24 protein-coding genes are annotated in these 26,297 nt (G+C 66.6%); 13 read left to right on the top strand and 11 right to left on the bottom strand.

Features of this window, described 5'->3' with window-relative positions:
* Window positions 1-168: 168 nt before the first annotated feature.
* The 3 genes from kdpB to kdpA form a co-directional block, all read right to left on the bottom strand.
* Window positions 169-2,193 carry a potassium-transporting ATPase subunit KdpB gene (gene kdpB, locus G3O00_RS23140; protein WP_206144439.1) on the bottom strand — a complete coding sequence of 675 codons (2,025 nt, stop codon included), beginning with the start codon at window positions 2,191-2,193 and terminating at the stop codon, window positions 169-171.
* An 80-nt stretch (window positions 2,194-2,273) separates the two neighbouring features.
* Complete coding sequence (gene kdpC / locus G3O00_RS23135; RefSeq protein WP_206144438.1) at window positions 2,274-2,975, bottom strand: potassium-transporting ATPase subunit KdpC; 702 nt, start codon at window positions 2,973-2,975, stop codon at window positions 2,274-2,276.
* Window positions 2,976-2,985: 10 nt separating this feature from the next.
* Window positions 2,986-4,689, bottom strand: a complete 1,704-nt coding sequence (gene kdpA, locus G3O00_RS23130; protein WP_206144437.1) for a potassium-transporting ATPase subunit KdpA — start codon at window positions 4,687-4,689, stop codon at window positions 2,986-2,988.
* Here kdpA and G3O00_RS43475 point away from each other — a divergent pair.
* From G3O00_RS43475 to hutC, 4 genes are all read left to right on the top strand, one after another.
* Window positions 4,669-5,034: a hypothetical protein gene (locus tag G3O00_RS43475; RefSeq protein ID WP_241025297.1), complete on the top strand. Its 366-nt coding sequence runs from the start codon at window positions 4,669-4,671 to the stop codon at window positions 5,032-5,034. The two genes, kdpA and G3O00_RS43475, sit on opposite strands and share 21 nt — an antisense overlap.
* Window positions 5,035-5,244: 210 nt before the next feature.
* Window positions 5,245-5,559, top strand: coding sequence for a hypothetical protein (locus tag G3O00_RS23120; protein ID WP_011355977.1), 315 nt, complete (start codon window positions 5,245-5,247; stop codon window positions 5,557-5,559).
* Between the two features lie 179 nt (window positions 5,560-5,738).
* Complete coding sequence (locus G3O00_RS23115; protein ID WP_206144435.1) at window positions 5,739-6,866, top strand: porin; 1,128 nt, start codon at window positions 5,739-5,741, stop codon at window positions 6,864-6,866.
* Between the two features lie 182 nt (window positions 6,867-7,048).
* Complete coding sequence (hutC, locus tag G3O00_RS23110) at window positions 7,049-7,744, top strand: histidine utilization repressor (RefSeq protein ID WP_011355979.1); 696 nt, start codon at window positions 7,049-7,051, stop codon at window positions 7,742-7,744.
* 14 nt (window positions 7,745-7,758) lie between these two features.
* On the opposite strand, the gene G3O00_RS23105 is transcribed toward hutC, so the two are convergent.
* Window positions 7,759-9,000: a glycosyltransferase gene (locus G3O00_RS23105; RefSeq protein ID WP_206144434.1), complete on the bottom strand. Its 1,242-nt coding sequence runs from the start codon at window positions 8,998-9,000 to the stop codon at window positions 7,759-7,761.
* A gap of 93 nt (window positions 9,001-9,093) precedes the next feature.
* Between G3O00_RS23105 and G3O00_RS23100 the strand changes: the two genes are divergently transcribed.
* Window positions 9,094-9,714, top strand: a complete 621-nt coding sequence (locus G3O00_RS23100) for a TetR/AcrR family transcriptional regulator (protein ID WP_206144433.1) — start codon at window positions 9,094-9,096, stop codon at window positions 9,712-9,714.
* Between the two features lie 127 nt (window positions 9,715-9,841).
* On the opposite strand, the gene G3O00_RS23095 is transcribed toward G3O00_RS23100, so the two are convergent.
* Window positions 9,842-10,444, bottom strand: a complete 603-nt coding sequence (locus G3O00_RS23095) for a TetR family transcriptional regulator (RefSeq protein ID WP_174931806.1) — start codon at window positions 10,442-10,444, stop codon at window positions 9,842-9,844.
* Between the two features lie 389 nt (window positions 10,445-10,833).
* Here G3O00_RS23095 and G3O00_RS23090 point away from each other — a divergent pair, with 389 nt between their 5' ends.
* The 3 genes from G3O00_RS23090 (at window position 10,834) to G3O00_RS23080 (ending at window position 13,657) form a co-directional block, all read left to right on the top strand.
* On the top strand, window positions 10,834-11,496 hold the full coding sequence (locus tag G3O00_RS23090) for a DUF3313 domain-containing protein (RefSeq protein WP_206144432.1): 663 nt from the start codon (window positions 10,834-10,836) through the stop codon (window positions 11,494-11,496).
* An 83-nt stretch (window positions 11,497-11,579) separates the two neighbouring features.
* Entirely contained in the window at window positions 11,580-13,124 is a 1,545-nt protein-coding gene (locus G3O00_RS23085; RefSeq protein ID WP_346778994.1) for an MlaD family protein, read from the top strand.
* Window positions 13,125-13,303: 179 nt separating this feature from the next.
* A complete protein-coding gene (locus tag G3O00_RS23080) occupies window positions 13,304-13,657 on the top strand; it encodes a hypothetical protein (RefSeq protein ID WP_011355985.1) in 354 nt (117 codons plus the stop codon).
* Window positions 13,658-13,694: 37 nt separating this feature from the next.
* Here the strand turns inward: G3O00_RS23080 and G3O00_RS23075 are convergent, their stop codons facing one another.
* The 5 genes from G3O00_RS23075 to G3O00_RS23055 form a co-directional block, all read right to left on the bottom strand.
* Complete coding sequence (locus tag G3O00_RS23075; RefSeq protein WP_206144430.1) at window positions 13,695-14,555, bottom strand: alpha/beta hydrolase; 861 nt, start codon at window positions 14,553-14,555, stop codon at window positions 13,695-13,697.
* A 109-nt stretch (window positions 14,556-14,664) separates the two neighbouring features.
* Complete coding sequence (locus G3O00_RS23070; protein ID WP_011355987.1) at window positions 14,665-15,582, bottom strand: LysR family transcriptional regulator; 918 nt, start codon at window positions 15,580-15,582, stop codon at window positions 14,665-14,667.
* A gap of 181 nt (window positions 15,583-15,763) precedes the next feature.
* The gene (locus tag G3O00_RS23065; RefSeq protein WP_043178075.1) at window positions 15,764-16,009 is read right to left on the bottom strand and encodes a DUF3717 domain-containing protein; all 246 of its coding nucleotides are present in this window, start codon (window positions 16,007-16,009) and stop codon (window positions 15,764-15,766) included.
* A gap of 264 nt (window positions 16,010-16,273) precedes the next feature.
* Window positions 16,274-17,809, bottom strand: a complete 1,536-nt coding sequence (locus G3O00_RS23060; RefSeq protein ID WP_011355989.1) for an amino acid permease — start codon at window positions 17,807-17,809, stop codon at window positions 16,274-16,276.
* Between the two features lie 409 nt (window positions 17,810-18,218).
* Window positions 18,219-18,461, bottom strand: a complete 243-nt coding sequence (locus G3O00_RS23055) for a hypothetical protein (RefSeq protein WP_206144440.1) — start codon at window positions 18,459-18,461, stop codon at window positions 18,219-18,221.
* On the opposite strand from G3O00_RS23055, the gene G3O00_RS23050 reads away from it, so the two are divergent.
* From G3O00_RS23050 to G3O00_RS23030, 5 genes are all read left to right on the top strand, one after another.
* Window positions 18,400-19,932, top strand: a complete 1,533-nt coding sequence (locus G3O00_RS23050) for a sensor domain-containing diguanylate cyclase (RefSeq protein WP_206144429.1) — start codon at window positions 18,400-18,402, stop codon at window positions 19,930-19,932. The two genes, G3O00_RS23055 and G3O00_RS23050, sit on opposite strands and share 62 nt — an antisense overlap.
* 163 nt (window positions 19,933-20,095) lie before the next feature.
* Window positions 20,096-21,166 (top strand): FUSC family protein, encoded by a 1,071-nt coding sequence (locus tag G3O00_RS23045; RefSeq protein WP_206144428.1) that lies wholly within the window; start codon window positions 20,096-20,098, stop codon window positions 21,164-21,166.
* Between the two features lie 329 nt (window positions 21,167-21,495).
* The gene (gene argG / locus G3O00_RS23040) at window positions 21,496-22,830 is read left to right on the top strand and encodes an argininosuccinate synthase (RefSeq protein WP_011355992.1); all 1,335 of its coding nucleotides are present in this window, start codon (window positions 21,496-21,498) and stop codon (window positions 22,828-22,830) included.
* Between the two features lie 241 nt (window positions 22,831-23,071).
* Window positions 23,072-23,569, top strand: coding sequence for a shikimate kinase (locus G3O00_RS23035; RefSeq protein ID WP_206144427.1), 498 nt, complete (start codon window positions 23,072-23,074; stop codon window positions 23,567-23,569).
* Between the two features lie 341 nt (window positions 23,570-23,910).
* Entirely contained in the window at window positions 23,911-24,705 is a 795-nt protein-coding gene (locus G3O00_RS23030; RefSeq protein WP_206144426.1) for a polysaccharide lyase family 7 protein, read from the top strand.
* 75 nt (window positions 24,706-24,780) lie between these two features.
* Here G3O00_RS23030 and G3O00_RS23025 read toward each other — a convergent pair whose 3' ends face one another.
* Complete coding sequence (locus tag G3O00_RS23025; protein ID WP_206144425.1) at window positions 24,781-26,091, bottom strand: MFS transporter; 1,311 nt, start codon at window positions 26,089-26,091, stop codon at window positions 24,781-24,783.
* Window positions 26,092-26,297: the final 206 nt, after the last annotated feature.

The raw sequence follows: 26,297 nt of genomic DNA, 5'->3' as shown, positions 1-26,297 counted from the left end.
GCACGCCGGCCTCGCTGCGGCGGGCGGCGGTGTCCCGCTGCCCCGTTGCCCGTCGATTCGCTTCGCTCACGTTCACATTCACATCCATGATCGCTTCCGGCAATTGAAACGCCGAACGGCCCCGCGCACGCCGCGAAGGCGTGAGCGGGGCCGCGACGGCGCGTTCGGTCAGATAAACGGCGTCAACAGCATGTCGATCAGCTTGATGCCGATGAACGGCGCGATGATCCCGCCCACGCCATAGATCAGCAGGTTGCGCCCCAGCAGCCTCTCGGCCGGCTCCGCGCGATACTTCACGCCCTTCAGCGCGAGCGGGATCAACGCGACGATGATCAGCGCATTGAAGATCACCGCCGACAGGATCGCCGACGTCGGGCTGTGCAGCCCCATCACGTTCAGCGCGCCGAGCGCCGGATACGTCGCGACGAACGCGGCCGGGATGATCGCGAAATACTTCGCGAGATCGTTGGCGACGCTGAACGTGGTCAGCGCGCCGCGCGTCATGATCATCTGCTTGCCGACCTCGACCACCTGCATCAGCTTGGTCGGGTTGCTGTCGAGGTCGACCATGTTGGCCGCCTCCTTCGCCGCCTGCGTGCCGCTGTGCATCGCGACGGCCACGTCGGCCTGCGCAAGCGCGGGCGCGTCGTTGGTGCCGTCGCCCGTCATCGCGACGAGATGACCCTTCGCCTGGTGCTCGCGGATCAGCCGCAGCTTGTCCTCGGGCGTTGCTTCGGCGAGGTAGTCGTCGACGCCGGCTTCCGCCGCGATCGCGGCCGCGGTGAGCCGGTTGTCACCGGTGATCATCACGGTCTTCACACCGACCTTGCGCAGCTCGGCGAAGCGCGCGGCGATCCCGTGCTTGACGATGTCCTTCAGCTCGATCGCGCCGAGCACGCGCGAGCCGTCGGCCACGACGAGCGGCGTACCGCCGCGACGCGCGATATCGTTGACGGCCGTCTCGACCGCCTGCGGGAATACACCGCCGAGCGCATCGACGTGCGCGCGGATCGCCGACGCCGCGCCCTTGCGCACCTGACGCTCACCGATGTCGAGGCCGCTCATCCGCGTACGCGCGCTGAACGGCACGGTGATGCTGCCGGCGCCCGCCGTTACATTCAGCGAGAAGCGCTGTTTCGCGAGCGCGACGATCGAGCGCCCCTCGGGCGTTTCGTCGGCGAGCGACGACAGTTGCGCGGCCTCGGCCAGCGCACGCTCGTCCACGCCCGGCGCCGGCCGGAACTGCACGGCCTCGCGGTTGCCAAGCGTGATCGTGCCGGTCTTGTCAAGCAGCAGCACGTCGACGTCGCCGGCCGCCTCGATCGCGCGGCCCGACGTCGCAAGCACGTTCGCACGCATCATGCGGCTCATCCCCGCGATGCCGATCGCCGACAGCAGCGCACCGATCGTCGTCGGGATCAGGCACACGAGCAGCGCGATCAGCACGGTCAGGCTCACCGCCGTACCCGACGCGTTCAGCAGCACGCTGAACTGCGAGAACGGCAGCAGCGTCACGCACACGAGCAGGAAGATGATTGTCAACGCGACGAGCAGGATCGTCAGCGCGACTTCGTTCGGCGTCTTGCCGCGCTTCGCTCCTTCGACCATCGCGATCATCCGGTCGAGGAACGCCTCGCCCGGTTGCGCGGTGATCTTCACGATGATCCAGTCGGACAGCACGCGCGTGCCGCCCGTCACCGACGAGAAATCGCCGCCCGACTCGCGGATCACCGGCGCGGATTCACCCGTGATCGCCGATTCGTCGACCGAAGCAACGCCGTCGATCACTTCGCCGTCAGCGGGAATCGTGTCGCCGGCCTCGACAAGCACGATGCTGCCGGCGGCGAGCTCGTCGCTCGGCACGCGATGGCTTGTGCTGCCGAATTGCTTCGGCTCGTCGAGCACCTTCGCGTACACGCGCTTGCGCGCCGCGCGCAGCGCGTCGGCCTGCGCCTTGCCGCGCCCTTCGGCCAGCGCCTCGGCTGCATTCGCGAACAGCACGGTGAACCACAGCCAGCACGCGACCGCGAAGATGAAGCCGGCCGGCGCGTCGCCCGTGCCGGTCAGCGCCTGCAGCCACAGCACGGTCGTGACGATGCTGCCGAGATACACGACGAACATCACGGGATTCTTCAACTGCACGCGCGGTGCGAGCTTGCGGAATGCCTCGCGCAGCACGGCCGTCCAGCGCATCGGCGGCACGCCGCCGACCGGCATCGCCGCTGGATTGATCGGGGTTTCGATATGGGACATGAGTGACTCCGTGGTTCCTGCTATTGCTTCGCGCCGGCCGCGTGGCCGAATGCGCGGTCCAGCGCGAGGTTCAGGTCGAGCACGCGCACGCGCGGTTCGCCGAGCACACCGAGCTGGCGCGGCGACGCGATGCGATCGACCAGCGCCGCGACCTGCGAGGCATCGACGCCGCGTGCCTGCGCGACCCGTGCCGCCTGCAGCCGCGCATTCGCGACCGAAATCTCGGGATCGAGCCCTGACGCCGACGCGGTCACCGCATCGGCCGGCACCGGTGTACCGGCGGCGAGCGCGTTCTCCTGCCGATAGGCGCGCACACGCTGCGCGATATCCGCGAGCAGCTTCTTGCTGGTGGCGCCCTGGTTGCTGGCGCCGCTGCCGGCCGCGTTGTACGGCTGGTCGATCGTCTTCGACGGATCGGCCGGATCGGTGCCGGTCGTCGCGCTCGGCCGCCCGTGGAAGTAGCCAGCGTGCGTGAAGTTCTGCCCGATCACCGCCGAGCCGACCGTCGCGCCGTTCTGCTGCACGAGACTGCCGCGCGCCTGCGACGGGAACAGCACGTTCGCGACACCCGTGGTGAGCAGCGGATACGCGACACCCGTGACGAGCATGAACAGCACCGACGACGCGATCACGGGCCGTACGAGGCCGCGCGTCGCCGCGCCGAACGAAGAACCGGGCGCCGGCGCGGCGGCGGCCGCTGCCTGGCGATTGCCTTGCATCATGATGTTTTCCTCAGAACAGTTGGCCGCCCGACATCATCAGGTGCTCGACGACCGGGCCGAGCGCGAGCGCCGGCAGGAACGTGAGGCCACCGACGACCAGGATCACGAAAACCAGCAGGCCGGCGAACAGGCCCGTCGACGTCGACAGCGTGCCCGCGCTATCCGGCACGCTCTTCTTCGCGGCGAGGCTGCCCGCGACCGCGAGCATCGGCAGCAGCGTCAGGTAGCGGCCGATCAGCATCGCGAAGCCGATCGTCGTGTTGAAGAACGGCGTGTTCGCGTTCAGGCCCGCGAACGCGGAGCCGTTGTTGGCCGTGCCCGACGTATAGGCGTACAGCACTTCGCTGAAGCCGTGCGGGCCGAGGTTCGCGAGGCTGTCCAGCGTCGAATGCAGCATCGCCGCCACCGCGGTGAAGCCGAGGATGCTGAACGGATGCGCGAGCACCGCGAGCATCACGAGCTTCATCTCGCGTGCCTCGATCTTCTTGCCGAGGAATTCCGGCGTGCGCCCGATCATCATCCCGACCAGGAACACCGTGAGGATCGCGAACGTGAACAGGTTGATCAGCCCGACGCCGTCGCCGCCGAACACGTTGTTCAGCATCATCTGCGCGATCGGCACGAGCCCGCCGAGCGGCGTCAGCGAGTCATGCATCGCGTCGACCGACCCGGTGGTCGCGGCCGTCGTGACGGTGGCGAACAGGCTCGTCTGCGCGATGCCGAAGCGCATCTCCTTGCCTTCCATGTTGCCGCCCGGCTGCGTGGCACTCATCTGCTGGTCGACGCCCAGCCCGGCCACGAGCGGATTGCCATGCTGCTCGGCCGAATAGATCACGGCCAGGAAGCCGACGAACATCACGACGAACGCGCCGAGAATCACCCAGCCCTGGCGGCGCCGGCCGATCATCGTGCCGAGCGCATAGGTCAGCGCGGACGGAATCAGCAGCATCGACAGCATGTGCAGCGTGTTGGTGAGCGGCGTCGGGTTCTCGAACGGATGCGCGGCGTTCATGCTGAAGAAGCCGCCGCCGTTCGTGCCGATATGCTTGATCGATTCGAGGCTGGCCACCGGCCCCATCACGATCTGCTGGCGCGCGCCTTCGAGCGTGGTCGCCCACGCATCGGCCGCGAGCGTCTGCGGCATGCCCTGCCACACGTACACGAGCGCCATCACGAAACTGAGCGGCAGCAGCACGCGATAGGTCACGCGCGTGAAGTCGACCCAGTAGTTGCCGATGTCGGCCGCGCTCTTGCGGCTCAGCCCACGGATGAAGCCGCCCGCGGCCGCGACGCCGGTCGCCGCGCTGACCACCATCAGGAACGTGATGACGGCCATCTGCGAGAAGTTCGACAGGCTGCTCTCGCCTGCGTACGCCTGCCAGTTCGTGTTCGTGATGAACGACGCGGCCGTGTTGAAGGCGAGGTCGGGGCTTTGCGACGCGCGCTGCAATGCGTCGAACGGCAGGCTGTCCTGGATGCGCAGCAGCAGGTAGCCGAGCAGCATCATCCCGGCATTGCTGAGCAGTAGCACCATCCCGTAGCGCTGCCACGACATCGCTTCGTCGGGATTCACGCCGAGCAGCGCATAAGTACGGCGTTCGACCCACGCGTGGCGCGGGCTCGTAAAGGCGTGCGCGAGCCATTTCCCGACGACGGGCACCAGCGCCAGCATGATCGCGAGAACGATCGCGAATTGAATGAGATTGTTGAACATGTCGACGCTCGCTCAGATCCGGTCAAGGCCGGTGATGAAACCCGCCGTCAAGGCAAAGAACGCGAGCGTGAACAAGATGAAAAGCAGATCGCTCATGACATTCACCGATATTTTCGAATTCCTGTTGAATCGCGCCGATCAATACCGCTCGGGTTTGATCAGGGCATGAAACAGATAGATAAAGAGCGCGAGCGACAACGCGCCGGTGATCCACAACATGGCTTTCCCCTTTTTTCGTATGCGCAGCAACGCCGCGCGATCGTCGGCGTATCGGGCCTTGCCGTATCGGCGCTGGCCCGTGTGACGCCCCCATGCTCATCTGGCGAATGGGATGCGACAGTGTAGAAATCCGCGTATCAAAGCGGTGTTCAATTTCTTTACAAGGAATAAAAAAGCTGTAAAGACGAAAACCGGTGGCGATGGCGTTTTTATAGGTTCTTTTCAGGGCCGGTTCGAGTCTATACACCGTATCGTCACCGCGATTCCTAGAATGGGCGGCATGTCCACGACAAGATCTCCGCGGTGCGGAGCACGATGCGACCCGGGGGTGCCAGCATGAAACCGACCAGAATCGAATCCGCCGCTTCACGCGCTCTGCCGCCCGTCCGCTCGCGGCGCCGGTACCCGGCCGACGAGCTCGTGCTGCTGTCGATCCGCGTCGAATCCGACAACCTCGCCGTCGTGCGGCGCCTGCTGCACCAGGCGGTCGGCACCGCACTCAACTTCTATACGGCCGCGATCGACAACCGCACCGGGCGCGCGTGCATCGAGCTTGAAGTCGCACGGTCGCAGGCGTCGCCGGCGATCCTGTCGATCCTCCGCCTGTTGCCGGCCGCCGAATTCGGCACGATCCGCCTGCTGCAGCACTAGCCGGCATCTGATGCGGCCGCGCGTGACACGCGTCACGCGCCCGCTCCCCTTTCATCGATTCGAACGCGCGTTGCCGGTGCGAACGCGTGCGGCTCGTCACGAGCCGCGCCCATTCGCCGCCGGTGCGCGCGCCGGATCGTCGTTCCCGTCGCTACGGGCCTTTCCAGGAAGCACATTCAATGAAAAAAGCAGTCGCCGGTACCCTCTCCCTCGCGTTCCTCAGCGCGGCCGCGCATGCGCAAAGCAGCGTCACGCTCTACGGGATGCTCGATGCGGGTATCGTCTATACGAACAACCAGTCGGGTAAAAGCGCGTGGCAGCAAGGCAGCGGCCTGCTGTCGAATACGGTCTTCGGCCTGAGCGGCAACGAGGATCTCGGCGGCGGCCTGCATGCGCTGTTCCGCCTCGAAAACGGCTTCAACCTGAACAACGGCACGCAGTCCTACAAGAACACGATGTTCGGCCGCCGCGCGTACGTCGGCCTGCAGAGCGACCAGTACGGCGCACTGACGCTCGGCCGCCAGTACGATGCCGTGGTCGACTACCTCGGCCCGCTCGCGATGGCGAACAACGGCGACGGCAACAACCTCGCGTCGCATCCGTTCGACAACGACAACCTCGACGATTCGTTCTACATCGACAACGCGGTGAAATACACAAGCCCGACGCTCGCCGGCTGGCAGTTCGGCGGTCTGTACGGGTTCAGCAACGCGGCCGGCGGCTTCGCGAACAATCGCGCGTACAGCGCGGGCGTGTCGTATGCGAACGGGCCGGTGAGCCTCGGCGCCGCGTACCTGCAGCTCAACCGCGGCGGGCTGACGGCCGGCGGTGCGCTGTCGACCAACGACGGGCCGAATTTCCCGGCCGTGCGCCAGCGCGTGATGGGCGCGGGTGGCAGCTACGCATTCGACCGGCTGACGGTCGGCGCGCTGTGGACGCATTCGATGTTCGATGAAACGGCCGCGTCGTCGCTGCCCGGCGCGCTGAACGCGCTGCGCTTCGACAACTTCGAGGTCAACGCACGCTATGCGCTGACGCCGGCCGTCTCGTTCGCGGGCGCCTATACGTTCACCAACGGCCGCTACGACGACGCAACCGGCAGCCACCGGCCGAAATGGCATCAGGTGACGCTGATGGCCGACTACGCGCTGAGCAAGCGCACCGACGTGTACGCGGAAACCGTCTACCAGCACCAGTTCGGCGTGCCGTCGGGCGCGACGCTCGGGTTCGCGAACGTCACGGGGCTCGCGGCTTCGTCGACCAACACGCAGGTGGTCGGGACGGTCGGCATCCGGCATCGGTTCTGACCGCGCACCGGCCGCCGAAGGCCGGCCGCTCTGTGCAATCCCGCATGGACGCGCGCCGGCCGAACAGGGATCATTCGGGGAATCCGGGCCTGCGCGTCCGCGAAACCGGTACACTCGGCGCCGGGCGCGCGCCGGATCGGCATTCGGCGGCGGGCCGCTGCCGACTCTGGAATCGTGATCCCATGACCACACCGATCTATCAGGAAATCAAGGACTTCATCCTCGCGCGCATTCATGCCGGCGAATGGGCGGAAGGCGACCAGGTGCCGTCGGAGAACGAGCTCGCGCGCGAATTCAACGTCGCGCGGATGACCGTCAACCGCGCGCTGCGCGAGCTGACCGCCGAGCAGGTGCTCACGCGCACGCGCGGCTCCGGCACGTACGTCGCATCGCCGAAGTACGAATCGACGCTCGTCGCAATCCGCAGCATCTCGGACGAAGTCGCCGCGCGCGGCCACGACTATCGTGCGCAGGTGCTGCAGGTGGGCGCAGCCGTCGCCGATGCGAAGCTCGCCGATGAACTGCGAATCGACACGGGCAGCCCGATCTTCCATTCGCGCGTGCTGCACTTCGAGAACGACACGCCGGTGCAGCTCGAGGAACGCTGGGTCAATCCGGCCTGCGCGCCCGAGTATGCGCTGCAGGACTTCACGACGACCACGCCGAACCAGTACCTGACGCGCGTCGCGCCGCTGCAGCGCGTCGAATACCGGATCGAGGCCGCGATGCCCGATACCGAAACGCGCCGCCACCTGACGATGGACGACCGCGAACCGTGCTTGCTGCTGCATCGGCGCACGTGGTCGCAGGGGATAGTCGCGTCGGTCGCCAATCTGTGGCATCCGGGCAGCCGTTACCGGTTCACCGGGCATTTCTGATGCGATGGGCGGGCTCACCGCGCTGCGGCACGCCCCCATCGCTCGATCGCACTGACGGCCCGCTTCAACCCGTCCTCTTGCGCCATGCGCGCGCCGAGTTCGAGCGCGTGCGCTTTCGTTTCGCTCCGTTCGGCAAATGCGATCGCCCGCGCCAGCTCGGCAGCGTCCACACGCCGCCCCGCCACCGGCGCATCGGCCACGCCAAGCCGTTGCAGCCGGTTCGCCCAGAAAAACTGATCGCCCGCAAACGGCACGACGACCGACGGAATACCGGCCCGCGCAGCCGAATGCGTGGTTCCCGATCCGCCGTGATGGGCCGCCATCGATACGCGCGGGAACAGCCAGTCATGCGGCGTATCGCCGATCACGTGCACGTTCGCCGGCAGCATTGACGCATCGATGCCACTCCAGCCCGGATAGAACAGCGCGCGCCGGCCGGCCAGCGCGTGCGTCAGCGCTTCGACCATCGCAGCGCGATCGAAGCCGGCCATGCTGCCGAAACCGATGTACACGGGCCGATCGCCTGCTTCGAGAAAAGCCGAGAGTTCAGGAGGCGGTTCCCAAGCATGCGCATCGATCCGCCACTGGCCGCATGCCTGCACATTCGACGGCCAGTCGCCAGGGCCGGACAGCAGCGCCGGCGACACGCCGTACAGCATCGGATGATCGGTCCACACGTGCTTGCGCGGTGGCAACCCGCACACGCTCGCTCGCGCCGCATTCGTCGCCTTCTTGAACGCCTGCCACAACAGCGCGTTCACCAACCGGTGGCTTGCGCGGTTCAGCCAGCGCGGCAGCCTCCCCGGCGGCAGGAACGGCGACGCGAATGCCGTGGTGGGCGTGATCGGAATCATGCCGGTGCCGATCGCCGGCACGCCGCGAAACTCGGCGACCGACAAGCCGACGAACGATGCGAGCCCCGACACGAGGATCGCGTCGCAGCCTTCCGACGCATCCGAGATTTCGCGCATCCACGCAGCCGTGTTTGCATTGGCGATCGCCGCGAGCGCCTTCGACGTGTCGTTGAAACCGCCGCGCCCGCGCACTGCATCCGCCAATGCGCCATCCGGCGCAATCGCGCGGCGGATATCGCCGGACAACGGCGTGGACGGCACGCCGAGCGCAGCGGCCGACCCGAGCGTCGCCGCATCGGCCAGCAGCAGGACGTCGTGGCCGGCATCGATCAGCGCACGGCCAAGCGCCGCGAGCGGGCGCGTGTCGCCTTCGGTGCCGTAGGTGGCGATGACGAGCTTCATGCGTGACTCCTCGTGCACGGCGGCAATGGGTGGATTCGGAAAAGTGCACGTCGTATACTAATGCAACTCGTGCACTTTCAGTCAATCCCCGCCATGACGACTCCAACCGACGACCCGGGCCGCCGCGCGCGCAAGCGCATCCAGATGCTCGCGCATCTCGCCGCCACCGGCGCACGCCTGTTCGACGCGCACGGCTACGAAACCGTCACAATGGAACAGATCGCCGCGCAGGCCGATGTCGCGAAGCGCACGCTGTACAACCACTTTGCAACGAAGGAAGCCGTGCTCGCGCACTGGCTCGAAGGTGAACTCGCGCGCGATCTCGCGCATCTGCAGCGCGACGTCGCGCGACGCAAGACCTTCGCGTCGCGCATCGGCTGCGTGCTCGATGCGTCGGCCGCGTGGTGCGAGCAGCATCCCGCATACCTGCTCGCGTATTTGCGCCATCGCATCCTGAGCATCGGCGCGGTGGAACCGGAAAGTAGTGGAGAGAGCGGCAGCGATATCGCGCTCGTGTGGCAGCAACTGATCGCAGCCGGGCAGCAATCCGGCGAACTGAACGGCACGCTGCGTGCCGACCAGCTCGCGACGTGGTTCCATCACCTGTATCTCGCGGCGATGCTGCGCTGGCTGACCGTGCCGGGGTTGTCGCTGAAACGGGAGTTCCAGGCGGTCGCGAAGCTGTTTATCGAAGGTGCGGAAGCGAAAAGCTGAACGGCCTCGGTGAGCGGTGGCCAGTGGCCGGTCACGCGCTCACTGGATCACAAGCGCCCGAACACGACCGCAAGCAGCGAGCGCCCGAAGCGGACGACCGCCACTCCGCAGGCGACGAATGCGCGCTTCATTTCTTCCGCGCCGATTTCGCGGCCGGTGCGGCAGCGCTGTCGCCCGACGGCCATTGCGACTCGTCGAGCAACCGGTCAAATAGTCGGGCCCGTTCGTCGGCCGACAGCGGGCACAGCCCGAACATCGCCGAGAGCGCGAGCCCCCAGGCCGCCTTCCAGCGCAGCAACGCAAGATCGGGATCGCCGGATTCGGCCGCGATGCGCTTCGCGTTCTCGGCGTCGATATCGCGCACCTGCTGCAGCGGCGCGGGATCCTCGACCAGCGCCGCCATGATCGCGAGCGCGGCCGACGGTTGCTGGTCGATCACTTCGCGCATCGTCGCGATCTGCGCGGACAGCGTCGGCTGCGCCTCGCCCGGATCGCGCGCGGCCAGATACTCGCGCTGGAATCGTTGGTAGTAGTCCTGCTGATGTTCCATCAGCGCGTTCAGCACATCGCCTTTCGTGCGGAACTGATGCATCAGCCCGCCCTTGCTGATACCGCTTTCGCGTGAAATCGCATCGAACGTGAGCTTGCCCGGGCCGTCGCGCTCGAGGATCGCGAGCGCCGCCTGGATCGCGGCAGTGCGCGTTCGCTCGGAACGCGTCGGGTTGTCCATGAACTGTCCCCGCTATGGAGTCGTGCAAATACGACCGCGCCGGACCGGCACGATCGTATGAATGAAGTGCGCGGAGTCTATCACAAACAAACCGCCTGGTCGGTTTACATCCGGAAATGGCGGTGCTACGATCGGCTCCCGCATCGGGCCCGTCCGGATGCGGACCGCACCGCGCTTCGCGCGGCGTGATGCAAGCGCCGCCTGCAGCCTGGCTGTCCGGTCGATAACGCCTGCCCGACGGCTTCCCGCCCCTGAGATTCACGGGGGCATTGCGCCTCAAAAACAAACCGTCTGGTTGGTTTTTTTTCATAAACCCGAGCGGCAATGCCGCCCTGTTTCACCACCCTTCGCCCGGCTCCACCGGTGCGAACCCCGACCCGGAGCGTCAGATGAACCCCTTGTTCAAGTCCAGCCACCTGCTCAACGCCGCGCTTTGTGTCGCACTCGCCGGATGCGCCGGCGTCCAGCCCGCGCGCTACAGCAGCATCGAATCGTCGCCGTACCTGCGCAGCGATCCGCAGGACAAGTCCGGCCGCGTGCCCTACCGCTACGCATTGCCGGCGGACTGGCACACCTACCGCAAGCTGATCCTCGACCCGGTGGCCATCTACCGCGGTACCGACCACCAGTTCGGCGACCTGACCGACCAGGACAAGACGATGCTCGCCGCGTACATGGGCGACACGTTCGCGAAGAAGCTCGGCAAGCGCTTCGAACTGACGAACACGCCGGGCCCCGGCACGCTGCGCGTGAAGCTGACGCTGACGGGCGCCGTGACGACGACGACGTTTGCCGGCGCATTCGCGCACTTCGATCTCGCGGGCAACGTGTACAACGGCGTGCAGGCGATCCGCGGCCGCGAAGGCGCGTTCACGGGCTCGGTCATGTACGCGGTGGAGATCCGCGATGCGGCGACGAACCGGCTGATCAACGCGTACGTGACGAAGCAGTATCCGAATGCGATGAACATCGGTGCGAGTTTCGGCGCGCTCAGCGCGGCCAGGACGGGCATCGACAAGGGCGCCGATGCACTCGTCGCGCAATTCGACTGAAACCCGCCGGCACACGTTGGCCCGCATTGCGCAGACGCGTACCGGCTCGCGCGCGAGCGGCGCTTTTCTGGATCGTGCCGCTCGTGGCTGCTGCGCTCTGCATCGCATGGGGCATCGCGTCGCTCGGCAGTCGCGGACCGACGATCACGATCGTCTTCGCGAGCGCCGACGGGCTGGCAGCCGGCCGATCGACGCTGCGGCTGCGCAATGTCGACGTCGGCCGCGTCACGCGCGTTCGCGCGTTGCGCGGACAACCGGGCGTGACGATCGACGTGCGACTGAACGCCGACGCTCAGGCACTGGCGGTGGCGGATTCACGCTTCTGGATCGTGCGGCCGCGCATCGGGGCCGGTGGCCTCTCGGGGCTCGATGCGGTGCTGTCCGGTTCGTACATCGCGGCCGCGCTCGGCCATGCGCGCGAGCCGCGCACGACGTTCACCGGACTCGATGCGCCACCGGTTGCAGAAGAAGGCGGCCGCCACTACACACTGCGTGCGACATCGCTCGGCTCGGTCGCGATCGGTTCGCCCGTCTATCACCGCCGCGCACGCGTCGGCCAGGTGACCGGCTATGCGCTCGATGCCGACGGGCATGGTGTGTCGATCGATGTATTCGTCGTCGCGCCATTCGACCGAACCGTCGACGTCGATGCGCGCTGGTGGCAGGCAAGCGGCCTCGGCCTGCGGCTCGGTGCGGGCGGCATGACGCTCGACACGCCGTCGATCGCCGCGTTGCTCAGCGGTGCCCTTGCGTTCGCGTCGCCGCCTGGGCGCGCGTCAAGCGTCGCGGCACCGGACGGCGCACGCTTTCGCGTGGCCGATGACGAAATCGATGCGATGCGCACGCCGAACGCACCGGCCGCGCCCGTCGTGATGCGTTTCGATCGTTCGCTGCGCGGCCTCGAGGTCGGTGCGCCGGTGGAGTTTCGCGGCATCGAACTCGGCAACGTGACGGCCGTCGGTACCGAATACGACGCAATTCGCGGCGACGTCACGATGCGCGTGACGATGGCGCTCTACCCCGATCGCCTCGGGCAGCGCTACCGCAACGTGCTCGGCAACGGCGCCAGCGAAGCCGGCAAGGCGCTGCTGCGCACGCTCGTCGCGCGCGGTTTGCGTGGCCAGTTGCGCGTCGGCAACCCGATCGCGAACCGCTCGTATGTCGCGCTCGACATGTTTCCGCATGCACCGCCCGCATCGGTCGACACGAATCGCGAGCCGATCGCGTTGCCGACCGTGCCCGGCACGCTCGACATGCTGCGCGTCCAGATGACCGATATCGCCGGCACGCTTTCCCGGTTGCCGCTCGATCGCATCGGCGCGGACATGAATGCGGCACTCGTGAGCACCGATGCACTGTTCAGGCAACTCGATACCGAACTCGCACCGCATGCACGCATCGCGCTGGGCACCGCACGTCAATCATTCACGGCCGCGCAGACGATGCTCGTGCAACAAGGTGCCGATACATCGAACGTGCGCCGCACGCTGACGCAATTCGCACGCACGTCAAGCGCGCTACGCGCGTTGGCCGACGATATGGAGCGGCATCCTGAGTGGTTATTGCCGAATGCATCGGGCACTACGCAACCAGCCGGAGCAGCGCATCCGGTGAATACGGCGCAATAGATGCGTCGCGCGGCGCAGATGCATTTTTACGACGAACGCACGCATCGCATGCCAAATTTCCCGTGCAGCAGTATGCTGATGTCGTACGGCCGCGCACGACGCTTCGGGTAATCCCTTCGTTTGCACGTTGTCGCGCTGCCGTCGCGACCGCAATCATGCGTTGCAAGGAGGGATTCGTGATGGCAACCACGCATCAGCATTTCCACCTCGAACTACGGCACGCCACCGCGCCGACCTATTTCATCAGCTACCTGTTTCCCGCCTTGCTGTTCGTTTACGAACTGCTGCGCGTCGGCCAATGGATCCGCGATCACGGGATGCAATTCGCCGCGTTCAAGCAGATGGGTTACGAGTATCTGCTGATGCTGCTGTTCGTCGGGCTGCAGATCGTCGTCGAGGCGATCTTCCTGCTCGGCGCCGCGATGCGAAAGGATCATCGCGATTTCGAGCACCGGCTGCCGAACGTGGTCCTCGGGATCGGCTGCTCGATCGCGCTGCTCGCGATCGACCTCGCGATCCAGCTCGCGTTCTGATGGCCGGCGGGCGCATGCCCGCCGGTGGCAGCAGCGCTCAGGCGAGCGCGTCGCGCAGGAACGTCGTCACGGCGGCCAGCACGTCGTCGGTTCGCTCGCGGTGCGGCATGTGCCCGCACCGGCCGAGCAACAGATACGACGACGGCCCCGCGACGCGCGCGGCGATCCGCTTCGGATGCACGTCGGATCCATATTCGTCGTCTTCGCCGTGAATCGCGAGCGTCGCGCATTGCACGCGCGGCAAGTCGTCGTCGAGATTCCAGTCGCGAAACGCCGGCGACAGCCACGTGTCGACCCACGCGCGCAGCACCCATTCGGCCTTGTCGCCGTGATAGCGCGCGAGCCGGTCGAGCTGGCCCGGTTCGTCGAACTGCTGCCCCGCGTCGCGAATGCCGGCCAGTGTGCGATCCTCGACGAACGCCTGCGCGGCGATCGTCACGAGCGCGCGGCAACGCTGCGGATGCGCGGCCGCACACCCGACCGCCATCCCGCCACCGACGCTGTGCCCGAGCGCGACGAACGCGTCGACGCCCAGTTGTTCGAGCAGTGCCGCGAATGCGTGATCAGCCTCGTCGCGCACGAACGTCGTGCCGAGTTGCCCCGGATGACGATCGGAACGACCGAAGCCCAGGCGATCGTAGGCGATCACGTCGCGCTGCGTGGCGCTCGCGAGTTGCGCGGGGAAGTCGCGCCATAGGTCGACGCAGCCTAGCGAATCGTGCAGCAGCACGATCGGTGCGGCCGGCGCAGGTGCGACCGGCTCAGGCGCGACCGGCTCCGATGCGTGCTGCTTCGACGCCCCCGCCGCCTGTTGCGCCGCCCCACCACGCCAGCGTTTCGCGAAGAGGCGCCCTTGCGGCGTCTCGACGGCTATTTCCTCGATCGGGATATCGGTCATGTGTGTGTCGTCTGCATGAAAGCGGCCGCCCGTCGGCGGCCGTATCGGATCCTGCGATGGTGGCCCGCGCCCGCACGCAGCGTCAAGCAAGCCCCCACTGCCCGCGCGTTCATTCGGGTTGCGGCGGCAGATACTCCATCTGCGCCTCGTCGTACAGCCGGTAGATCAGCGCCTGCATCGCGCGGAGGTCCTCCGACTCGTCGAGCATCCGCATGCTCATGATGATCGGCGACACGAGGTTCGGATCGTCGAGCGGCTTGTAGCTGATGTCGTCGCGCTTCAGCCCGTACACGCTGTGCGGCACGACCGACACGCCCTCGCCCATCGCGACGAGGCCGAGCGCGATCTGCAGTTCGCGCGTCTCGTAGATCTTGCGAGGCTGCAACGCGCGATCGTGAAAGGCCGCGAGTACCTGATCCGCATAGCTCGGGCGCGGCGCCTTCGGAAAGATGATCAGCGTGTCGTTCACGAGATCGTGCAGCGACAGCACGGGCTTCGCGCTGTCCAGCGGATGGCCGACCGGCAGCGCGACGATCATCCGCTCCTCGCGCAGCACGACGCGCCGCACGCTCGGATCCTCGTGGCGGATGCGCCCGAACCCTACGTCGATGCGACCTTCCTTCAGCGCCTTGATCTGGTCCATCGTCGACATCTCGTGCAGGCTTAGCTCGACGGCCGGATACTCGCTGCGAAAGCGCCGGATGATCTTCGGCAGCATCCCGTACAGCGTCGAACCGACGAAGCCGACCGACATGCTGCGCTCGATCTTGCCGACCCGCTTCGTCATCGATTCGAGCTCGGTCGTCTGCGCGAGCAACTGCACCGCGTGCGAATAGAAGAAGCGCCCCGCGTCGGTCAGCTTCAGCGGCCGCGCATTGCGCTCGAACAGCGGCACGCCGAGTGCCTCCTCGAGCTGCTGGATCTGCCGGCTCAACGGCGGCTGCGCGATATGCAGCCGTTCGGCTGCCCGCGTGAAATTCCGCTCTTCGGCAACCGCGACGAAGTAGCGGAGGTGTCTCAACTCCATGTTCGATGCCTCCCGGACAGCGATCCGGCGTTCAATCCCGGCCGGATGATGTCGTCACGATACCGCAGGCGGCGCAAACCGCCACGTGCGCGGCCCCGCGCCGCCCAAAGCAAAACGGGAAGCCCGCGAGCTTCCCGTCAGTTTCATCGACGCCGCGGCGCGGCGGCGTCACGACCGTCCGTCACACTTCGGTCGCGTAGAGCGCGTCGCGCTGCGCGTCGCTCAGCGAGTCGAGCGGCACGTCCGGCAGTTGGTAGCAGATCATCGTGCCGTACAGCTCAGCGAGGCAATTGCTGCCGGCGTCGAGCGCGTAGCCGTCCTCGCCGTCCGGCGCCGGCGGGTACACTTCGCGCCACGCGTTGATCGCGGCTTCGAGTCGCACGATGGAAACGGGTCCGGCCTTCCGCTCGGCGGGTGATGCGCTCATGGATTCCTCTGGGTTGCGCGCTCCGCGGGCCGTATCGGCCCGGATGGAACGATGAAAACGCCGGGCATTTCGCCGGCCGCCGCACCTCGCGCGCGCCGGATGCCGATCCGCGCGGCGCGCCTCGCGCCGGCCGGGCCGTGGCCCGGTAGGGTCGGGCAATATAACCGGCTTTGACCCCGTGCAGGCAAAAGCCGGGCAAAAAAAACGGGAAGCGCGCGGCTTCCCGTTTCATCGCACGTCGCGCGGCCACGTGCCGCGCCCGCGTCAGCCCGCGGTTTCGCGGTTCGCCACCGGCTGCTGCTGCGCACCGCGGCCCGCGGCGATCCACGGCGCGATTTCCATGTCTTCGTAGCGCACCAGGCGACTCTTCTTCAGGAACCGGAAGCCGAGCCACACGACGAGGAACAGCGGAATGCCGACATAGGTCGCGGCCACGCCCGCCCAGTCGATCCGGTTCGCGAGGAATGCCTGATAGTCCTGCCCGAGCGCGATCACGAGACACAGCACGAACGCGAACAGCGGGCCGAACGGGAACCACTTCGACTGGTACGGCAGCTGGTCGAGCGAGTAGCCCTGCTTCACGTAGCCCTTGCGGAACCGGTAGTGGCTGACTGCGATGCCGAGCCATGCGATGAAGCCCGTCATCCCCGACGTGTTCAGCAGCCACAGGTACACGGTCTTGTCGCCGTACAGCGACGTGAAGAAGCACAGCGCGCCGACAGCCGTCGTCGCGTACAGCGCGTTGCGCGGCACGCCGCCCCGCGACAGCTTCGCGAAGATCTTCGGTGCACGGCCTTCGGTTGCGAGGTTGTAGAGCATCCGCGTGGACGCATACATGCCCGAGTTGCCGGCCGACAGCACGGCCGTCAGGATCACCGCGTTCATCACGCCGGCGGCAAAGGCGAGGCCGGCGTGGCGGAACACGAGCGTGAACGGGCTCACGCCGATGTCGGTCACGTCCGTCTTCAGCAGGTTCGGGTCGGTATAGGGAATCAGCACGCCGATCACGAAGATCGCGAACACGTAGAACAGCAGGATCCGCCAGAACACCTGGCGCACCGCGCGCGGGATCGTCGTGCGCGGGTTTTCCGATTCGCCGGCCGCGACGCCGATCAGCTCGGTGCCCTGGAACGAGAAGCCGGCGATCATCGCGACGCCCATCAGCGCCGGCAGGCCGCCCGCGAACGGTGCGTCGCCGATCGTCAGGTTGCCCCAGCCGTTGCTCGGCGCGCCCTTCAGAATGCCGAAGATCATCAGCAGGCCGACGCCGATGAACGCGACCACGGTGACGACCTTGATCAGCGCGAACCAGTATTCGGCTTCACCAAAGCCGCGCACGGTCAGCGCGTTGAGCAGGAACATCACGCCGAGGAACGCCGCGCTCCACCACACGCCCGGCACGTCGGGAAACCAGTAATGCATCACGAGCTGCGCGGCGACCAGCTCCACCGCGATCGTCACGGCCCAGTTGTACCAGTAGTTCCAGCCGAGCGCGAAGCCGAAGCCTTCGTCGACGTATTTCGCGCCGTAGGTCGCGAACGAGCCCGATACCGGCATGAACGCAGCCATTTCGCCGAGGCTCGTCATCAGGAAGTAGACCATCAGGCCGATCGCCATGTACGCGACCATCGCGCCGCCGGGGCCGGCCTGCGAGATCGACGCGCCGGACGCGACGAACAGGCCCGTGCCGATCGAGCCGCCGATGGCGATCATCGTCAGGTGGCGCGCCTTCAGCGCGCGATGAAGCTTGGGTGGGTTCGCTGACGAACCGGATGGGTCGGATTTCGGAATTGCGGACATAAACGAGACGAACGTTGAGCGGGCCGGCATCCGTAGCCGGCGCATGCGGAATCGGAGCGCGGTACGCGTCCTGCGATGCATTCGATGCGGCCCCGATACGCGTTGCGCGGCGGGCGCCTGCGGCGAAGCGCGGATTCTACCTGATTCGTCACGGGGACAGCTCAGGTGCCGCCGCCCGCCGCCACCGCGGAGATTTCGCAGAATCAAGGGGTTGGCCACGTCGAACCGGGCCGTAGTCGCCGGTCGGTTTGAAAACCCCGCGCGACAGAGGGTTATCCGGTTCGCCGATCCGCCCGGTGTTTCTCCACTATCCGGTCGCAATCCGCCCGATACCGCGCCAGCATTCATAATCGCCGGGTAATCACGGGATTATTCAGACAATACAATCGATATCGACGATTGATTCAAATCAAATCATCGTTACGTAAAGCAGTAATGATGCGTAACAATTTAGAATCGCCGTATCCGCATGCATGTTTTGCATGCGCACGCGAATGTCGGGAATTCGCGAGATAATGCGGCCCGATTCAAAATAAACAGCGGACGGAATCGCCAACGACGCGAAAATCCGCCGCCCGCCACCCTCGAGGATGAAGTCATTCACGCTGCCCGCCGCGCTGCGCCGCCATACCGCGTCGATCGTGGCACGCATTCTGTCGCCCCGCGGCGTACTCGTTGCGGGGATCGTGCTGCTGATGTTCAGCTGGGGCCTTTCCACGTCGCTTTTAATCGAGGCGCGGCGCGATGCATATGACCATGCGGTCGAAAATGCACGCAACCTGATGCTGCTGATCGAACGCGATATCGCGCGCAATATCGAACTCTACGATTTGTCGCTGCAGAACGTCGTCGACGGCATTGCCGACCCGGAACTGATGACCTTGCCGCCGCGCCAGCGCCACCGGCTGCTGTTCGACCGCGCGGCGACCGGCGAGTATCTCGGGTCGATCTTCGTGATGGATGCGCACGGCAATATCGTGATCGATTCGAGCGCGTCGCCCGCGCGGCAAGGCAATTTCGCCGACCGCGACTATTTCGCCGTGCATCGCGACGGGCTCGCGCAGGGCCTCTACATCAGCAAGCCATACGCGGCCCGGCTGCGCAGCGGCGCATTGACGATCGCGCTCAGCCGCCGGATCAACCGGCCCGACGGCACGTTCGCCGGCATCGTCGTCGGCACGCTCAGCATCGACTACTTCCGTGCGCTGCTCGACGGCCTCGCGGTCGGCAGGCACGGCAGCGCGGCGATCGTCGAGGACAACGGCACGCTCGTGTCGCGCCTGCCGTACGACCCGCACGTGGTCGGCCTCGACCTGCACAGCTCGCCACTCTTCATCGAATCGCAGCGCACCCGCGACGGCGCGCTGACCGGGGTCGGCGCAATCGACGGCATCCGGCGCATCTATGTTTACAAGCATCTCGCCGGCCTGCCGCTGATCGTCGACGTCGCGCCCGCCGAAATCGACATCTACGCGTCGTGGCACCACCGCGCGGTCTGGACCGTCGTGCTGATGTGCCTGTTCACCGGATTCATCGCATGGGGGTCGCTGGCGCTGTCGCGCGAACTGAAGCGCAGGCAGATCGCCGAATCGAAGCTGTACCGGCTCGCGCACACCGATGCGCTGACGGGCGTCGACAACCGCGGCACGTTCGATACGGTGCTCGCGAAGGAGACGCAGCGGGCGTCGCGCAGCGGCCGCCCGCTGTCGGTGCTGTTCGTCGACGTCGATCACTTCAAGGCGTTCAACGACTACTACGGCCACCCGGCCGGCGACGACGTGCTGCGGCGCGTCGCGCAGACCGCATCGCGCTGCCTGCGCCGTGACAGCGATCACGTCGCGCGCTACGGCGGCGAGGAATTCGTCGTCACGCTGCCCGACACCGATGCGCAAGGCGCATTGACCGTCGCCGAGGGCATCCGGCGCGCGATCGCGGCGCTCGGCATCGAGCACGCGAAAAGCCCGTACGGGCGCGTCACGGCGAGCATCGGTGCAGCGACCTCCACCGACGGCCGCGTAAACGCCGCGACGCTGTTGCGGCGGGCCGACGAGGCGCTGTATCGCGCGAAGTCCGGCGGCCGCAACCGCGTGCTGGAGGCGCTGCCGCGCACCGCCGACGCATGACGGCGCCATGACTTGACGCGAAGCCACGCGGCGGCCGGCCGGGCCGGATGACCGCGCCGTGGACAGTCCTCCCGCGTTCGGTTAGCGTGACATCTGCTGCGCATGCGGCGCGGCGCCGGCCCGCGCAGGCCGCCGTGCGCGTTCCGGCCACTCCAGTTCCGCCATGACCACCCCGCTCCCTACCCGGCTGCCACCGCTCCTGCGCAACGCGCTCCGCCCGCTGCTCGACCCGTATCGCCGCTACCGGCACGCGAAGCTGATCCATGCGGCGCGCGTCTCGCTTGCGATTCTCGTGTCGATTGCGCTGTCCACCGGCCTGAACGTGCCGCACGGCGAGTGGTCGACGATCACCGTGCTGATCGTCGTCGGCGGGCTGCAGCACCACGGCAACATCCGCAAGAAGGCGGCCGAGCGCGCGCTCGGCACGTCGATCGGCGCGCTCGCGGGGCTCGGGCTGATCCTGCTGTATTCGTTCGTGCACGCGCCGCTCGCGATCTACCTGCTGATGGCGCTCGCGTGCGGCTTCTGCGCGTATCACGCGATCGGCAAGGCCGGCTACATCGCGCTGCTGTCGGCCATCACGATGGTGATCGTCGCCGGGCACGGCGACAACGAGATCGTCGACGGCCTGTGGCGCGCGGTGAACGTGCTGACCGGCATCGCGATCGCGCTGGCGTTCTCGTTCGCGCTGCCGCTGTATGCGACCTACTCGTGGCGCTACAAGCTCGCCGACGCACTGCGCGCGTGCGCGGCCGTGCATGCACGGCTCGCGGGCGACCGCCCGATCAGCGACGACGCACACCTGAAGGAAGTGGCCGCGCTGAGCGCACTGCTGGTGCAGTTGCGCTCGCTGATGCCGTCGGTGTCGAAGGAATGCGAGACGTCGATGACGCAGCTCGAGGCGATCCAGCGCAGCCTGCGCCTGTGCATCGGCTATCTGGAGATCCTGTCGAGCGCGGTGCCGGCCCGCGACGACATCGCGGCCCGCGAATACATGCGCGTCGACATGAAGGCCGTGAACCGGCGCATCCGCGACACGCTGGTCGGCGCGAGCCGCGCGCTCAAGTTCGGCACGCCGAGCCGGCTCTCGCCGCGCCGCCGGCCGGCCGACCCGCCGCACGACGCGCCGCCGCCGCAGTTGTCCGGCTATGTGTCGATCACGGCCAAGCTGGCCGGGGAAGTCGAACAGTTGCGCGAGAAACTGCTCGACACCGCGCAGTCGTGGAACATCTGACGCTCACGGGAATCCGGGCTTCGCGCGCCAATCTTTCATATGCCTTTCGGGATGGCGCGCCGGCAACCTGACGGCGGAAGCCCCGCCTTTCGGCCGATCCGGCCCCGGAAACACGGCCCGCGGCCGGGTGCGTCGGGGCCTGTTTTTACTGCGATTTCGCGCCGGTTTGCGCGGTGTTCTCCACCCGGTTAACCGCCCGCCAGGCCCGCTGCGACAGGCCCGACGACGGTTCCGCGCGAAAATCAGCCCTTGCCCCAACCTCCCGGACAGCCGATACTCGCATATTCCGCGAAATACGATCCCACCGGCTTCAATCCACGGTTATTCCTATGAGCACGATTCTCGAAAGCCTCCCGACCGGCCAGAAGGTCGGTATCGCCTTCTCCGGCGGCCTGGACACCAGCGCAGCGCTGCACTGGATGAAACTCAAGGGCGCCGTCCCGTACGCATACACGGCGAACCTCGGCCAGCCCGACGAAGACGATTACGACGCGATCCCGAAACGCGCGATCGAATACGGCGCAGCCGGCGCCCGCCTGATCGACTGCCGTGCGCAGCTCGTCGCCGAAGGCATCGCCGCGCTGCAAAGCGGCGCGTTCCACATCACGACGGCAGGCGTCACTTATTTCAACACCACGCCGATCGGCCGCGCCGTGACGGGCACGATGCTCGTCGCCGCGATGAAGGAAGACGGCGTCAACATCTGGGGCGACGGCAGCACGTACAAGGGCAACGACATCGAGCGCTTCTACCGCTACGGCCTGCTCGTGAACCCGGATCTGAAGATCTACAAGCCGTGGCTCGACCAGACGTTCATCGACGAGCTCGGCGGCCGTGCCGAAATGTCCGAATTCATGAACCAGGCCGGTTTCGCGTACAAGATGTCGGCCGAGAAGGCCTACTCGACCGATTCGAACCTGCTCGGCGCGACGCACGAAGCGAAGGATCTCGAAAGCCTCGAAAGCGGCATCAAGATCGTGAACCCGATCATGGGCGTCGCGTTCTGGCGCGACGACGTGAAGATCGCCGCGGAAGAAGTGACGGTGCGCTTCGAAGCCGGCCAGCCGGTCGCGCTGAACGGCGTCGAGTTCTCCGACCCGGTCGAACTGCTGCTGGAAGCGAACCGCATCGGCGGCCGCCACGGCCTCGGCATGAGCGACCAGATCGAGAACCGGATCATCGAGGCGAAGAGCCGCGGTATCTATGAAGCCCCGGGCCTCGCGCTGCTGTACATCGCGTACGAGCGTCTCGTCACCGGCATCCACAACGAAGACACGATCGAGCAATACCGCGAGAACGGTCGCCGCCTCGGCCGCCTGCTGTACCAGGGCCGCTGGTTCGACCCGCAAGCGATCATGCTGCGTGAAACCGCGCAACGCTGGGTTGCACGCGCGATCACCGGCGAAGTGAAGATCGAACTGCGCCGCGGCAACGACTACTCGATCCTGAGCACGAAGTCGCCGAACCTCACGTACCAGCCGGAACGCCTGTCGATGGAGAAGGTGGCGTCGACGTTCTCGCCGCGCGACCGGATCGGCCAGCTGACGATGCGCAACCTCGACATCACCGATACGCGCGACAAGCTGCGTGTGTACTCGCAAGTCGGCCTGCTGACGCCGGGTGAGACGTCGGCGCTGCCGCAGATCAAGGGCGACGACAAGTAAGTCGCTTCGCTCGACGCCGTGCCGCATCGCTCGATGCGGTACGGTTGGGCAGGCTGTGTGGGCGCATCGTCGTCGCGCACGCAGCCTGCCGCTCCCGCAGCCTCTTCCCCGCCTTTCCGCCGCCTTTCCGCCTTTCCGCTTTCCCCTCCGCAATCGCATCGCCCCGTGTGACGTACCAACGGCACTGCATCGCCCAGCCAGTCATGGCAAGCTGCGAGTCTTCCGACTCCAGCGCCGACTCATGACCGCCCTTACCGTCATCCACCTGAACGGCCCAATCAACAGTGGCAAGACGACGATCGGTCTCGCGCTCGCGCATGTGCTGCCCGATGCACGCTTCATCGACGGCGACGATCACGATGCGCCCGAAGACGCACCGTTCGACGTGCAGTGGGCCATCGCGCTCGAACGTCTCGTCACGCAGATCGCGAACGCGCGTGAGCGCCATCTGGTCATCGCCTATCCGATCGGCGAAACGGAATACGAGCGGCTGCGCGCCGCCTGCGAAGCGCGCGACGCGCGGCTGTTCGTCGTGACGCTCGCGCCGCCCGAAGCGGTCGCGTCGTCGAATCGCGGCTCGCGCGCGCTGACGGACTGGGAGCGGAACCGGATCGCCGAGATGTATCGCGAAGGCTATGCGTCGCGGCCGTTCAGCCAAATGGTGCTCGATACATCCGATGCGACGCCCGATGCATGTGCGGCGCGTATCGCGCGGCAAGTCGCGGCGACGGAGTCGTAACCGGCACACCTGCCCGCGCCCCTCAAGTCGGCAAGCGGATACCTCGCGGTCGTCGGTGGAAAACAACTTCTTCGGCCCAAATTGGAAAACGTTTACTCTTCCGATGCTTCTTGCTAGCATCGTCCTCGGTCGGCCTGAGCGGTTTCACGGAAAGCCGATTGCAAGCCTTGGAAACCCCGCAATATTCTGCATCACTGTTCCAGCCGTCGAGTCTTACCTGCTTTCTGTATTTTGGAGTGCTTTCTACGGGCAACCGATCTCGCTTCGACGATCATGCGCCTGGATAGGAAAACGTTATCCACAACGTGGCGCCCAGCCACGGACCATCAGAGAGAGACACCATGAAGAACAGGATCATCCCGAGCATCGTCGCCGTTCTGTCCGTTGCGTGCCTGTCCGCGTGCGGCGGCGACGATCCGGGCAGCCCGGCCGCCGCCGCCCGCCAGCAGGCCACCGCGATGGCGCTCAGCCCGTCGAACCCGCCCGGCTCGAACTTCAACCTCGCGCCGTTCACGCTGCAGTTGCCGACCGGCTCGTCCGGCAAGGTCGACACCGTGAGCGGTTCGTCGCTCGCGGGCGGCTACGTGAACCCGACGTATTTCTATACGGACGGCAACGACGGATCGATGGTGATGATGGACCCGACGCAGGGCTGGACGACGTCCGGCTCGCTGCATCCGCGAACCGAGTTGCGCGAGAACGCGATCTGGCCGACCTCCGGCACCAACCGGCTGAATGCGACGGTGGCCGTCACGCAGGTGCCCGATCACACGACGATCGGCCAGATCTTCCAGGGCACCGGCCCGAGCAAGCCGCTGTGCGAGCTGCAATTCACGTCGGGCGGCGTCGTGCAGTTGCTGCTCGAAAGCACCAACCAGGGCGGCAAGTCGACGACCACGCCGATCACCACCGTCGGTGTCGGCAAGAAATTCAGCTACGCGCTGAGCCTGAGCGGGACGACGATCACCGTCACGGCGAACGGCACGACCAGGACCTTCACGATGGATTCGAGCTTCGACGGCGAGAGCTTCTACTTCAAGGCCGGCGACTACGACCAGACGGCCGTGTCCGGCACGCCGCTGACGACGCCCGGCACGATCGTGAAGTTCTATGCGTTGACGCTCACGCATAGCTGATCGCGCGTCTCGATGCATGAAGCCGGGCAGGCTCGCGCTGCGTGCCTGCCCGGCGTTCCGGCGCTCACGCCGCGCTTACGAGTGATGCCGAACACCCGGCACGACTGCCTCTCTCGCGCCCTTGCGGCTCAACATCAGCGTAACGACCGCCGACACCGCGAGCGTGCCCGCCACCACGTAGAGCCCCGCCGCGTACCCGCCCGTCACGTGCTTCAGCCAGCCGATCGCAAACGGCCCGACGAACCCGCCGAGATTGCCGATCGAGTTGATCATCGCGATGCCCGCCGCCGCGCCGGCACCCGACAGGAACGTGCTCGGCATCGCCCACAACGGCGCCTTCGCGGCGCTGACCCCGATGTTGACGACGACCAGCGCGAGCACGGTCAGCAACGCGGTGCTCGCCTGCCCCGCGAACACGAAGCCGATGCACGCGAGCACGCACGGAATCACGACGTGCCACGTGCGCTCGCCGGTGCGGTCCGAGTGCCGCGCCCACACGATCATCGCGACGACGGCGGCGATACTCGGAATCCCGGTGAGCAGGCCCGTCTGCAGCGCAGTGAAGCCGAACTGCTTGACCATCAGCGGCGCCCACAGGCCGAGCGTGTACAACCCCGCCGATGTGCCGAAGTAGATCAGCGCAAGCGCCAGTACGCGCGGATCGCGCAGCGCTTGCCACGCGCCGGCCGTATGCCCGGCATGCGTGTGGCGCGCATCGGCCTCGGCTTTCAGCTTCGCGACCAGCCAGTCGCGCTCGTCCGTGCGCAGCCACGCCGCCTTCGACGGCGAATCGGTCAGGCACCTGAGCACGACGAAGCCGAGCACGACCGCCGGCAGCGCTTCGACGATGTACAGCATCTGCCAGTCGGCGAGCCCGAACATCGGCGGCATCTGCATGATCGCGCCCGACAGCGGCGAACCGATCGCGGTCGAGATCGGCGCGGCCGCCATGAACCACGCGGCGGCCACCGCACGCTGCTTCGCGGGAAACCACAGGCTCAGGTACAGGATGATGCCGGGGAAGAACCCGGCTTCGGCCATGCCGAGCAGGAAGCGCAGCACGTAGAAGCTCGTCGGGCCGGCCGCGAACGCGGACACAGCCGACACGATCCCCCACGTGATCATCACGCGCGCAATCCAGATGCGCGCGCCGACACGATGAAGAATCAGGTTGGACGGCACCTCGAACAGGAAGTAGCCGATGAAGAACAGGCCGCCGCCGAACCCGAACGCGGTCGGCGACAGGCCGATCGCCTTGTTCATCGTCATCGCGGCAAAGCCGACGTTGACGCGATCGAGAAAGCTGACGAAGTAAAGCAGCATCACGAACGGAATGATGCGCCACATCAGTTTCCGCGCGACGCGGGTTTCCAGATCCGCTTGCATGTGTCTCCTCCTTCGAGGTCGAGCCGTCGAGTCGTGCTCGGTGTATGAATGCACGCCGGCGCCACGGCGAAGCACGTGGGCCGGCGCGCCCGGCTCGCGTCGGACGCGCGAGTCGCGGGGCAGGAAAATCCCGGGCGGACGATGAAGGGGCGGCGGCCGGCTACCGGTTGCGCGCACGCGCCGCCGCTAGCCGCCATGTCGCGGCC

Origin of the sequence: Burkholderia sp. Ac-20384 (assembly GCF_017104605.1) — a bacterium.
GTDB lineage: Bacteria > Pseudomonadota > Gammaproteobacteria > Burkholderiales > Burkholderiaceae > Burkholderia > Burkholderia lata.
The sequence above is the reverse complement of the archived record's forward strand: the minus strand, read 5'-3'. Positions and strand labels throughout refer to the sequence as shown.